Origin of the sequence: Citrobacter telavivensis, assembly GCA_009363175.1 — a bacterium.
GTDB lineage: Bacteria > Pseudomonadota > Gammaproteobacteria > Enterobacterales > Enterobacteriaceae > Citrobacter_A > Citrobacter_A telavivensis.
Genome location: CP045205.1, coordinates 1,249,817 through 1,261,889 on the forward strand (window position 1 = coordinate 1,249,817; position 12,073 = coordinate 1,261,889).

The 12,073-nt window shown below is 56.5% G+C and carries 10 protein-coding genes and 1 pseudogene; all 11 read left to right on the plus strand.

Going from position 1 to position 12,073, the window contains the following annotated elements; genetic code table 11:
• The first annotated feature begins 13 nt into the window (after positions 1–13).
• A complete protein-coding gene (gene hcp / locus GBC03_08175; GenBank protein QFS70184.1) occupies positions 14–499 on the plus strand; it encodes a type VI secretion system tube protein Hcp in 486 nt (161 codons plus the stop codon).
• Positions 499–879, plus strand: a complete 381-nt coding sequence (gene tssE, locus GBC03_08180; protein ID QFS70185.1) for a type VI secretion system baseplate subunit TssE — start codon at positions 499–501, stop codon at positions 877–879. The genes hcp and tssE overlap by 1 nt, the downstream gene beginning before the upstream one ends.
• A gap of 18 nt (positions 880–897) precedes the next feature.
• Positions 898–2,619, plus strand: a complete 1,722-nt coding sequence (tssF, locus tag GBC03_08185; GenBank protein ID QFS70186.1) for a type VI secretion system baseplate subunit TssF — start codon at positions 898–900, stop codon at positions 2,617–2,619.
• The gene (locus GBC03_08190; protein QFS70187.1) at positions 2,583–3,554 is read left to right on the plus strand and encodes a type VI secretion system baseplate subunit TssG; all 972 of its coding nucleotides are present in this window, start codon (positions 2,583–2,585) and stop codon (positions 3,552–3,554) included. The genes tssF and GBC03_08190 overlap by 37 nt, the downstream gene beginning before the upstream one ends.
• A complete protein-coding gene (gene tssH / locus GBC03_08195; GenBank protein QFS70188.1) occupies positions 3,487–6,003 on the plus strand; it encodes a type VI secretion system ATPase TssH in 2,517 nt (838 codons plus the stop codon). Before GBC03_08190 ends, tssH begins: the two co-directional genes overlap by 68 nt.
• A 9-nt stretch (positions 6,004–6,012) precedes the next feature.
• Positions 6,013–6,429: a hypothetical protein gene (locus tag GBC03_08200; GenBank protein ID QFS70189.1), complete on the plus strand. Its 417-nt coding sequence runs from the start codon at positions 6,013–6,015 to the stop codon at positions 6,427–6,429.
• Positions 6,430–6,538: 109 nt separating this feature from the next.
• Positions 6,539–6,724, plus strand: a complete 186-nt coding sequence (locus tag GBC03_08205; protein QFS70190.1) for a hypothetical protein — start codon at positions 6,539–6,541, stop codon at positions 6,722–6,724.
• A 137-nt stretch (positions 6,725–6,861) separates the two neighbouring features.
• Complete coding sequence (gene tssI / locus GBC03_08210; protein ID QFS70191.1) at positions 6,862–8,826, plus strand: type VI secretion system tip protein VgrG; 1,965 nt, start codon at positions 6,862–6,864, stop codon at positions 8,824–8,826.
• Positions 8,826–9,347: a hypothetical protein gene (locus GBC03_08215; protein QFS70192.1), complete on the plus strand. Its 522-nt coding sequence runs from the start codon at positions 8,826–8,828 to the stop codon at positions 9,345–9,347. Before tssI ends, GBC03_08215 begins: the two co-directional genes overlap by 1 nt.
• Positions 9,348–9,527: 180 nt before the next feature.
• Positions 9,528–9,873: pseudogene (locus GBC03_08220) on the plus strand (hypothetical protein).
• Positions 9,874–10,744: 871 nt separating this feature from the next.
• Entirely contained in the window at positions 10,745–12,058 is a 1,314-nt protein-coding gene (locus GBC03_08225) for a TolC family outer membrane protein (protein QFS70193.1), read from the plus strand.
• The last annotated feature ends 15 nt before the right edge of the window (positions 12,059–12,073 follow it).

Consider the following 12,073-nt stretch of genomic DNA (forward strand, 5'->3'; position numbering starts at 1 on the left):
AAGGAGATAAATCATGGATGCTATTTTTTTAAAACTGGACGATATCAAGGGTGAAAGTCAGGCAGATGGCTTTAAAGATCAGATTGAGATCATGTCCTTCAGCCACAACGTGGCGATGCAGGTGACCAACGATGTCAGTAACACCGAGCGTACCTCCGGGCGCGCGCACGTAGGGGAGATGTCGCTAACCAAGTTTGTCGATCTCGCCACCCCGGTGCTCAACGAATACTGCTGTAGCGGCAAAATGATTAAAGAAGCAAAGCTGACGCTGTGCCGCAATGATGACGGCAAAATGCTGCCTTTTATCGTCTACACCCTGAGCAATGTCATCATTTCTCACCTGAGCGTAAGCGGCGGGGACGGTGGAAAACCGGTCGAAACGATGTCGCTGAATTTCACCAAAATCAAATGGGAAATTACCGCGCAGAAATCGGAGGGGACCCAGCAGGGAACCAGTTCTTCGGTCTGGGATATGACGATGAATAAGAAAGGGAGCTAATGATGAGCTCCTCCATACCGGTTGCGCTACTCGACAGGCTGGCGGATGAGGCTATCTCACCACGCGAGTCGGTCTACCGGGAACTGCGCAGGTTGTTCAACACCCGCGCGCCGAAAGACGCCGCGTCGCTCCCCGCGCTGCTCGCCTGGGGCGTTCCCGAATGGCACGGCATCAATGCGGATGATGATCGGGTGCTCGACTGGTTTTGTCGCCAGCTCAGACGCACGATTTTGCATCTTGAACCCCGCATTAAAGCGTTGACGGTGAGTGTCAAAGAGGCGCGCCACACCACGCTGGCGCTCCATCTGGAAGCGCAACTGTGGGATGACGATGCGCTGCTGGCGCTGGATCTGGCGTATCAAAATGGTCGTTGGCGGTAAAGCCAACAGGAGAGAACGATGGACGACAGGTTGCTGGAGGATTATTTGCAGGAACTCCGGTGGTTGCGTGCCGCCAGCGGTGAATTTTCCCGCCAGCATCCGAAGATCGCCGCCCGCCTGCGTTTAAGCGAATTTGACTGTCCCGACCCGCACGTCGAGCGGCTGCTGGAAGGGTTCGCGCTGCAAAGCGCGCGCCTGAACCAGCGGCTGGACGAAGGGTTTAGCGAACTGAGTGAATCGCTTCTGGAACTGCTCACCCCGCATCTGCTGCGCCCCTATCCCTCATTTGCCACCGCCCGTTTTACGCCCGATCCGCTGGCAGGCGATCTGACGCAGGGCTACACGCTGCCCGCCGGTACGCCGCTGTACGCGCTGACGGCAGAGGGCGAAACGGTCTGGTGGCGTACCGCATTGCAGCATACGCTGTGGCCGGTCGCGATCGATGACCTCACCTGGCTCGACGCGAGTGCGGCTCGTCAGGCATGTGGGCTAAGCCAGGCGCGGGGCGCATTGTCGCTTCGGCTTCGTTGTTTACCACCCTATAAGTTTTCCACGCTGACGATGCGCACGTTGCGCATTTACCTGGGGGGTTCTGCGCAGGTTAACGCCGCGCTTTTCGACCTGCTCTATGCCCACACGATAGGCCCACTGCGCCCGCAGCCGGTAGGGCTCGAAAATGCGGAGCACCTGTTGGCGAGCGAGCCGGGCGTCGAGTCGAGCGGGCTGGCGTTGAGCGCCTGGATGCACTGCCCGCAGGCGCTGATGTATTTCGATTTGCCGATCCCGCAGACCCCGCACGGCGACACGATGACGCTCTGCATTCCTTTTCGTCGCGCCCCGGACACGGCGCTGAATCTGACTCGGGACGATGTGCGTCTCAACTGCGTACCGGTGGCGAATCTGTTTACGCGAACCTCGGAACCGCTGCCCGTCGGGCACACGCACAGCGAATACCGGCTGGTCGCCGATCTCTACGACAAAGAGATGCAAATCTACCGCATTGTTCAACTGTGGATGAGCCGACGCGATGAAGCCTGGCCGGTGCCGCCCTATTACGGCGCGCAACAGCATGCTGATGCTCGATGGTTCTGGCATGCGCGGCGACATTATCGGCAGGAGAACGATCTCTGGCTGACGCTGGTGGACAGCCGTTTTGATCCCTTTGCCGCCGATGAAGCGTCCACGCTGACGGCAACGCTTCTGTGTACCAACGGTGAGTGTGCGTCGTCGCTGATGGCCGGAACCCCTCTGGCCTTTGAGTTTCCGGGGCCGATAGCGCAGGCGTGCTTGCTGGGCACGCCGACGAGTCCGGGTCAGTCCGTAAGGCAGCGGAACGCACGCTGGAAGTTGGTTTCCTCGCTGGTGCTCAATCATGTGTCGTTGACCGAAGGCGACGAGGCGCTGGCGTCACTGAAAGAGATGCTCTCTCTGTATGCCTCTTCGGGGGAATCGGCGGCGGTCTGGCAGCAAATCGACGGCATCCGTGCGATGCGCTGCGAACGGGCCAGCGAACATTCTGGTCGTGATGCTTGGCGTGGCTGGCGTAACGGTATTCGGGTCACGCTGACGCTGGATCCTCAGGCGTTCACCGCCAGCAGTCGCCTGCTTTTTGCCGCGATCATCGCCCGTTTTCTGGCGCGTAACGCCACGGCAAACTGCTTTGTACATACCGTGTTGCAGGATGACAGCGAGGAGATCCCGCTATGGCGCGATACCGATCCCAGCCTGCCGATAGTGTGATAGCGCAGCTTCGGCGCGAACCCTGGCGCTTTTCGCTGGAGCAGTGCGTCCGGTTGCTCGAACTGAGCGGCGTGTCGCCTGAACTGCGCGGTGAGCTGGGGCTGACCTTTGCCCCGGCGGAGATTGGCCGTTTGCAGGGGGCGCGCGTAGAAGTGCGAAGCCTCGGCCTGGGCGGAGCGGACGGCGTTTTACCCTACGAGGAACTGGAGGCGCTGCCACAGGCGGCACAGGATTTCCTCAACCTGTTTGAGCAGCGGATGATTGAACACGACTGCCGAAGCCGAAGCGTATATCGGCTGGCGACGCCTTATGCCCGACGAGAGCAGGCGGCAGGCGGCGAACTCATGCAGGCGCTATGTGGATTTTTGACCACGGCGCGTCCGGCGCAGGTGCCGTTATCGCTGATCCAAAGCGGTCTGTTGGCAAACCGCAGGCGCGGTGCCGCAGGATTTGTCGCACTGGCGGCGGCGATGATGAACATCAGCGTGTCGGTGGAAGCGTTTGTGGGGCGCTGGCAGGGATTACCCGCCGATGCGCAGAGCCGCACCGGCTGTCGGCTGGGGCGCAACAGCGTGGCGGGCCGCCACGCCTGGCATCAACACGCGGGCATCCGGCTCCATCTGATCGTCAGCAGTGCCGCGCAATGGCGCACATTTTTACCCGGTGGCGAAGGCTTCACCACGCTGAGCCTGGCCGGACGCCTCTGGTTTGGCGCGGCGATTTCGCTGGAGCTGGTCATGCGCGGGACGTTGACGCTTGACACGCATCTGTCCCGCGCGCGGCCTCCGCGCCTGGGGCGTACTGCACAGCTACAGGGGCGCAAAGCGTCGCCGTGCTGCTGTCGTCTGTTTTTCAGGGAGGATGAACATGGATTTAAACGCGTTGGTACAACGACTGAACCCGAATTGCTTTCGCGCGCTGGAACTGGCGGCTGAACGGAGCCGGGGACAGGGACACTGGTTTGTTGAACCCGAACATTTGTTGTTAGCTCTGCTGGATGAGGAACAGGGCGATCTGGCCTGTTGCCTCAGCGAGGCGGCGATCCCTGCGGACAGGCTGCGTGAAGAGATTCAGCGCACCCAGGCGCAGTTTAAAACCGGCTGTACGCGCATGCCGGTCTTTTCCGTCCAGCTAGTGGAACTGCTGGAAGGGGCGATTCTGCTGGCGACCTTCCAGCGTCTTGCACAGGTGCGTTCGGCGTTACTGTTGCTGGCATTGCTGACCCGCGAACGGCTGCGTAGCCAACTGGCACAGGGGATGCCGTTGTTGCTCGGCATTCAGGCCATGACGCTGGAAAATCAGTGGCGGAACTGGTGCCGACTTTCCGTGGAGGAACAAAACGGGCCGCAGTCTGATGATCGCCCTGACCATGAAAGCGGCGTACTGGAGCAATTTACCCACGACCTGACCCGCGATGCGCGCGAGGGACGGATCGACCCGATCATCGGTCGCGATAGCGAGATCCGCCAGTGTATCGACATTCTGCTACGTCGTCGGCAGAACAACCCGATTCTGGTTGGTGCGCCTGGCGTCGGGAAAACGGCCGTCGCCGAAGGGCTGGCGCGACGCATCGCTGAAGGCAGCGTGCCGCCGCCGCTGCGCGACGTGTCGCTGCTGGCGCTCGATCTTGGCCTGTTGCAGGCCGGCGCGGGCGTAAAGGGCGAATTTGAGCAGCGGCTGAAAGGCGTGATCGACGCGGTCAAAAAATCCTCTCAGCCGATTATTTTGTTTATCGACGAAGCCCATACGCTGATTGGCGCGGGTGGCGCCGAGGGCGGCAGCGACGCCGCCAACCTGCTGAAACCGGCACTGGCGCGCGGTGAGCTGCGAACTCTCGCGGCGACCACCTGGCAGGAGTACAAAAAATATTTCGAGAAGGATCCGGCGCTGGACCGGCGCTTTCAGCGTATCCAGATTGAAGAACCGGACGAGCATCGCGCGGTGGTGATGCTGCGGGCGGTCGCCGATAAGCTGGAAGCGCATCACGGCGTGCAGATCCTCGACAGTGCAATCCACGAAGCGGTGCGCCTGTCGCAGCGCTACATCTCCGGACGACAGCTGCCGGACAAAGCCATCAGCGTACTCGACACGGCCTGCGCACGCGTGGCGCTGGCGCAGCATGACGTACCGCCTGCGCTCGAAGAGATCCGCCAACAACGGGCGGCCATTGAGGAAGAGGGGCAACGGCTGAATCGCGAGCTGCTGATGGGCGTTGATCATCACGACCGGCTGTGCGAGCTGGAGGCGCAGGCGGAGAAACTCCAGATTCAGGCGCGGGAAGTGGAAGGGCGCTGGCAGGATGAGCGCCAGCGGGTCGGCGAGCTGCTCTCCGCCCGTCAGCGGATGCTGAATCTTAGCGAACGACTCGATGAGGATGACGAAGAACTGGAGCAACAGTTGGTGGAATGCGCGGCGCTGATTGGCAAGCTGGAAACCGCCGCCGCGCAGCTGCGCGAGGAAGTACCGCTGGTGGCCGATTGCGTAGACGCCGCCACCGTCGCCGCCGTGATTAGCGGCTGGACGGGGATCCCGCTCGGGCAGATGCTGACCGATGAAGCCCACGCCCTGCGTACGCTGGTTGAGCGGATGAGCGAACGGGTGATGGGACAACAGGCGGCGCTGGAAACCATCGTCCAGCGCCTGCGCGCGTATCGCAGCGGCCTGACCGACCCGCAGAAGCCGGTCGGCGTGTTCCTGCTGGTGGGGCCAACCGGCGTCGGCAAAACCGAAACCGCGTATGCGCTGGCCGATGCCCTGTACGGCGGTGAACGTAACCTCATCACCATTAATCTTTCCGAGTATCAGGAAGCGCACACCGTCAGCCAGCTCAAAGGCGCACCGCCGGGTTACGTCGGCTACGGCAGCGGTGGGGCATTAACCGAAGCCGTGCGCCGTCGCCCCTATTCGGTGGTGCTGCTCGACGAAATCGAAAAGGCGCACCCGGACGTGCTGGAGGCGTTCTATAACGTTTTCGATAAAGGCGTGATGGAGGACGGCACCGGGCTGATTGTCGATTTTAAAAATACGGTGATGCTGGCAACCAGCAATATCGGGGCGGAACTGATTCTGGAGACGCCGCTTTCTGAATTAAATAGCGAGTGGTTTAACGGGGAATTACGGGAGACGCTACTACGTCACTTTCGTCCGGCGTTTTTAGCAAGGATGACCACGGTGGCCTATCGCTCGCTGGATGAAGAGATATTAAAAGGGATTGTGCTGACGAAGCTGGAGAAATTAGCGCAGCGGTATTTAGTGGCGACCGGGGAGCGGTTAAATATGGATGAGGGGTTAATTGCGCGCGTTATGGAGAAATGCCAGGGCGCAGGAGCCAGGGATGTGGAAAACCTGGTGGTAGGGGAAGTGATGGGGATATCTTTTCAGTAAGGATAACGAATGTTGATAAATGATTTTTGTGCATGCGTTGAGGCATGGCGAGCGTCAAAAGCGGGGCAAATTGCACTCCTGGACTCTGCGGGCAATGGCTGGGAAACGTGGGCTCAAAGCGAGATTTGGTTATATTGCATCACCAATCCACTGTTTGTGGTTCACAGAGAAAAACCGGCTTATGGTGCAGCTCACCTCGATACCCGACGGGTAGATTTTGTGGTTACAGGTAAAATTCCGTTTATGAGGCCAACAGGAATCAGTACCGTTGAGCAGATATTTGTGGAATTAAAATGCGGCGCATATGCAACGCCTGCGGCTATCCATGCAGATATCACTAAGTTTAGCAGTTTTTATTATTACTCCACCTTTTCAAGGTATGTCATGTCCATTACCCACGCCGGAGTGGCCTATTACTCTGTGTGAATGACCGCATCAGCCTTATCCGGCCTACAACGGTCGCAAATTCTGTAGGCTCGATAAGCGCAGCGCCATCGGGCATTACATACCCTACAAACAGAAAAGGAATTTCCCGATGCAAGACACCGCCCTCATCAAACTCACCGCCCCGGTCCTTACCGCCACTCTCGCGCAAACCGACTCCCGGATTAACGAAGTGACAACCGCTACAGTCGAGCAAACAGAAGACACCGAACTGAACCGCATTGCCGACGAGAACGAAGGTAGAAAGCGAGTAAAGGTGTCTTTAAACGATCTGTAATTACGTTATTTTGGATGCAGAACTGCCGGATGGCGGCTTCGCCTTATCCGGCCTACAACGGCTGAAAATCCTGTAGGCCCGATAAGCGAAGCGCCACCGGGCATTACATACCCTACAAACAGAAAAGGACTTTCTCTATGCCAGACACCACCCTCATCACACTCACCGCCCCGGCGTTTACCGGCCTGACCGCCGCGACCGTTAATACTGAATCTCAACTTAACGGACTGACCACCGCCACGGTTACCGTCACCACCTCTGCGCCGTTAACGCTTGATACCGCGCTGGCGACCCATCTTACTGCCACAGTCAACAACGCCGACTATGACGGGCTGATTGCGGAGATTCACCAGCTGCCCGCGACGCGTAACGCCGACTGCTATCAGTTTGTGCTGCGTCCCTGGCTGTGGTGGCTGACGCTTTCCAGCCATAATCGCGTCTTTCAGAACCTCAGCGCGCAGGAAATTGTCGAGAAGGTGTTTAAGGACGGCGGCTTTACTGACTACACATTTCAGCTCAAGGCCAAACCGGCAAAGCGCGAGTACTGCCTGCAATACAACGAGAGCGACTTTAACTTTGTATCGCGACTGCTGGAACAGGAGGGGATCTTCTGGTTCTTCACCCATGTCGCGGGCAAGCACACGCTGGTGCTGGCGGATGACAACAGCGCGTTTCCGTCCATCCCCGGCGAGAAAAAGGTGAAGTATCTGGCGGCGCAGAGCGGTGAGCGGGAAGCCGGGGCGATTCGTTCGGCGGCGCTGCGCGTGCAAGCTACCGCGCAAGGATTTCAGACCAGCGATTTCAACTACGAGCAGCCGAAGGCCGCGCTCTTTTCGCAGGCGGGTGAGAAGAAAGGCGGGGTGCATTATCAGCATCCAGGGCGGTTTAGCGTCAAAGTCGACGGTGACGCGCTGGCGGCGTGGAAGGTTAACGCCCTGACGTCGCAGGCGAAGCAACTGGTCGGCGAAAGCGACTGCGCGACGTTAACCGCGGGCCACTGGTTCACCCTGACCGATCATGATGATAAGACACTGAATACCGACTGGCTGGTCACCGCCGTCACCCACGACTACGACGGTGAGCACTACCGAAACCGCTTTACTGCCATCCCGAAAGCCACGCTCTATCGACCGCAAAGCAGCACGCCGAAACCGTTTATGCACACGCAAACGGCAACGGTGGTCGGCAAGCAGGGAGAGGAGATCTGGACCGATAAACTCGGCAGGGTAAAAGTGCAGTTTGCGTGGGATCGGGAAGGCAAACGTGATGAAACCAGCTCCTGCTGGCTGCGGGTGGTGACTGCCTGGAGCGGCAACGGCTTCGGTACACAGTTTATCCCCCGCGTCGGCCAGGAGGTCGTGGTGAGCTTTATCGACGGCGAGCCGGACAAACCGCTCGTCACCGGCTGCGTCTATAACGGCGTCAACGCGCTGCCCTATCCGCTTCCGGCGAATCAGACCCAGTCCGGCGTTAAAACGCAAAGCAAAGCAGGCTTTAACGAACTGCGTTTCGACGACAAAAAGGATGCCGAACTGCTGGCGATGCAGGCGCAAAAGGATTTCCAGCTTACCGTGCTGAACGACAGTAACACGACAGTCGGCCACGATGACATTCAGAGCGTGAAAAACGACCGTACACGCACCGTTGAAGAAGGCAATGAAACCGTCACGCTGAAGAAGGGCAACCGGGTGGTCAACATTGAAAAGGGTAGCGATACGCTGACGGTCAAAGATAAGCGTAGCGTGACGGTGAAAGGCGATCAGGAACACGCGGTGGACGGCAATGAGACGCACAAGGTCAAAGGCGACTACACGCTGAACGTCGACGGCAATCTGACGATTAAGGTCAGCGGTACGCTCACGCTGGAAAGCGGTAAAACGTTGACGGTGAAGAGCGGGGCGGATCTGAAAGCCAGTGCGGCTGCGAGCCTGAATCTTGACGCTACCAGTATTGCCAGCGAAGCGAAGAGTTCGCTCACCCAGAAAGCCGCAACGATAAGCCAGGAGGCGAAAGCCACGCTGACCAGCAAAGCCAGCGCGATGCAGACCCTGGAGGGCGGCGGAATGCTGACGCTCAAGGGCGGGTTAGTGAAGATCAACTAATGAGCGAGCGACTGGACTATCAGCAGGACACCACCCGGCTACAGGCTGGCCTGACGGACGGCCAGCTCAGTGGCGAGATGCGTATTGAGGAGCATGGGCGTCGGCTGATGGCGATGCACTATCAGCAGGGCGTTTTGCACGGCGTCACCGAAAGCTGGTACCCCAACGGTCAACTGGCAATGCAGCAGGAATATCATCACGGCAGGTTGCAGGGCGTGGCGCGCTACTTCAGCGAAGAGGGCGTGTTGATCCGTGAGGAGCACTGGCGGGAAGGGCAATTGCACGGCGAGTGCCGCTGCTTTTATCCGTCCGGGCAGATGCAGATGCGTGAACAGTGGCAGGACGGCCTGCGTCATCAACAGAGTGAACAGTTCTATCCCGATGGGGCCTGTGCCATGCGACAACAGTATGTCCTCGGTCGCCTGGCCCACGAACCCGAGCGCTGGCTACCGGATGGCCGTGCCATCAATGCGTGGGGGCAACCCCAGTCGCGGTTCAGTAAATGGACGGAGCATCTGTAGGCGCGATCGCGGCAGGTCAATGAAAGGTATGAAACTGCACGCGCTGACTACGACTTTCCTGTTATGGAGCGCGGGCACAGAGTTCATAAAAATTAGTGTTACTTCCCTCCGGTTCGTCATCGTTTTACACGAGCGGCTTTCTGTACCTGCATAACGGTGTTTGCGCAAAGGTGATGATGTATGGTTGATCGAATGTACGTTCCGCCACTGGCTTCACGACGGGTGAAGCGAACCCAAATTCGCTCACGCGACAAATGGGTTGAAACGGATCTGTTTGTTGAGCAGGGGGTCAGGTATTTTTTTCGTGTGACCGGTAAGTGGTGCGATATGAACCATTGCTGCGACGCGAATGGTTATACCGCCGACTATCTTAATTTTGCCCGAATCTGGCTGCGTTGCCGCCACGAACCTGCGACCTGGTTTACCTTAATTGGCACTATCGATAAATCAACCGATACCATGTTTGTGATTGGTGACGGTGCCCGACTAAATAACGGCTGGATTGCGCCTCGCAGCGGTGAGTTAGTGGTCTTTGCGAATGATATTTCGGGGATGTACTGGAATAACTTTGGTTCGGTAGTGCTGGAAGTCTGGCGATGAAAAATGTAAGCGCATCGGAGGGTATCAATATGAAAGCTATTTAAGAAAATAAAATATTCTCCTGCTTATTATATTTTACAGAGAATGACGGGAGTTTGTTAAGATGTGCCGAAATCGTGAAATTGTGATTGACCTTTTATTTAAAGCAGTGACCGTTATTTTTTCTTTGTTTTTATTTGGTGAACCAATTGTTTATTAATTGATCTTTTATTGTTTTTTATTTGTACTAATACCCATGCTATTTTTGTGCTATTAGTCACGCTTATTGCTCGTTTTTGCCTCTTAAAAACACATCTGTGCCTTTTTTTTGTACAGATTGTGCGATTTCAAAGTGTTTAAGATATTTTGTTTGTTTCTTAACTTATTGTTTTAATTGTTAATTATTGGCAATGCTAACATCTGGAAATCATTTAAGATGAATTAAGCTTTTTTTTCTTTCCACTCCTCGTCGTAATACTCAGAATATTCCCTATCCAGTGATGTCCGCATTCCTGATAACGCTTACTGCGAATACCCGGGTAAGTGTCATTTTTAGGCTCTGCGAAAGGAAAAGAAAGCACGCTAATAATAGCGTTTTCTAAACAGGTCAACTCTGGAATATATATATCATTATCAGTGTGAGCGTGATTGTCGCTCAGGATGGCGTGAGCCGGAAAAATTGGATATCAGGTCTGCAATAGCACATTGATAATTGTATATCTCATTACAGGTATGTTTACCCCGTATTCTTCCTGGCGGATGTAATACGGTTGCCTGGTATAGCCGAAAATCGTCATTATATTTTTAGGATATTTGTTTTGAGCACTCGTATTGTTTTTTCATGGGTTACTCTGGCTCTTTCTCTCTGGGTAGCCACAACGCCATGTTTCGCCGCATTAGCCAATGTCGAAGAAACGAATCTGAAAGAAAGTATTTTATTTGCTTTTGATCGTGACCCTTCGGTAAGCAGCCAGGCCGCACAAATGGGTATTGGCCAGGCAATGACCGATGAAGCGAAAAGCGGCTGGATGCCACAAATTGGTTTAACCGCCAGCACCGGTCAAAATAAGACCACGGATTCCAGCGGTTCTCTCAATAACTCCGCTGCATGGGGCATTAGCGTCACACAGTTAGTTTATGACTTCGGTAAAACCAACAGCGCGATTGCCCAGTCAGAAGCCCAGTACGAAAGCTATCGCTATCAACTGATGAGTACGCTGTCTGATGTCGCGTCAAAAGCGGCGCTGGGCTACGTTGAAGTAAAACGCTATAGCGCATTGGTTGACGCCGCACGCGAGAATATCGTCGCGCTGGAGAAAATTCAGCATCTGGCGCAACTTCGCGCCAGTGCAGGTTTGAGTTCGACTTCAGACGATTTGCAAACGCAGACCCGTATTGCCGGAATGCGCGCCACGCTGGAGCAGTACTCCGCCGCGCTGCAGAAAGCGAAAGCGGTCCTCGCCGTACAAACGGGTGTCAGTGCTAACCGTTATGCCCGCCTGCCTGAAAACCTTGAAGTTAAACAAGTCACTGTTGAAAACATCGACTACGCGAAGATCCCCTCGGTACTCGCGGCACGGGCGATGGTGACCTCCGCACAACACGGCGTCGAGCGCGCAAAAGCACAGCATATGCCGACGGTGAGCCTGAAAGCGGGCCGTACTCGTTATGAGTCAGACAACCGCGGTTACTGGGACGACCAAATTCAGTTAAGTGTGGATGCGCCGCTGTATCAGGGGGGGGCGGTCTCCGCTCGTGTTGACCAGGCAGAAGGCGCGAAAGCGATGGCCGCCTCCGAAGTGGATCAGGTGCGTTACGAGATTCTGCAAAAAGCCTCTGCGGCGATGGCGGACTGGAAAGGTGCACGAGGCCGTGAAGATGCCGGCAAGTTCCAACTGGTCAACGCCGAACAAACCCGTCGCGTTTATAAGCACGAATACACCCTGAGCAAGAAAAGTATCAATGACCTGTTGAGCGTCGAACAAGACGTCTGGCAGGCGGAGTCTTCACGAATCAACGCTGAATTTGATGGCTGGAATGCGGCTATCAGTTACGCGACGGCAATCGACAACCTGCTGCCCCTGATCGGGATAGAAAAACAGGCGTCGAAAAAGCTGCCTGATCTTCAGTAGCGACGCGAACCCCAC

What these genes read in the sequence shown, in the direction of transcription:
- hcp (QFS70184.1), top strand. Translation starts at nt 14, where the DNA reads ATGGATGCTATTTTTTTAAAACTGGACGATATCAAGGGTGAAAGTCAG.
- tssE (QFS70185.1), top strand. Translation starts at nt 499, where the DNA reads ATGATGAGCTCCTCCATACCGGTTGCGCTACTCGACAGGCTGGCGGAT.
- tssF (QFS70186.1), top strand. Translation starts at nt 898, where the DNA reads ATGGACGACAGGTTGCTGGAGGATTATTTGCAGGAACTCCGGTGGTTG.
- GBC03_08190 (QFS70187.1), top strand. Translation starts at nt 2,583, where the DNA reads ATGGCGCGATACCGATCCCAGCCTGCCGATAGTGTGATAGCGCAGCTT.
- tssH (QFS70188.1), top strand. Translation starts at nt 3,487, where the DNA reads ATGGATTTAAACGCGTTGGTACAACGACTGAACCCGAATTGCTTTCGC.
- GBC03_08200 (QFS70189.1), top strand. Translation starts at nt 6,013, where the DNA reads ATGTTGATAAATGATTTTTGTGCATGCGTTGAGGCATGGCGAGCGTCA.
- GBC03_08205 (QFS70190.1), top strand. Translation starts at nt 6,539, where the DNA reads ATGCAAGACACCGCCCTCATCAAACTCACCGCCCCGGTCCTTACCGCC.
- tssI (QFS70191.1), top strand. Translation starts at nt 6,862, where the DNA reads ATGCCAGACACCACCCTCATCACACTCACCGCCCCGGCGTTTACCGGC.
- GBC03_08215 (QFS70192.1), top strand. Translation starts at nt 8,826, where the DNA reads ATGAGCGAGCGACTGGACTATCAGCAGGACACCACCCGGCTACAGGCT.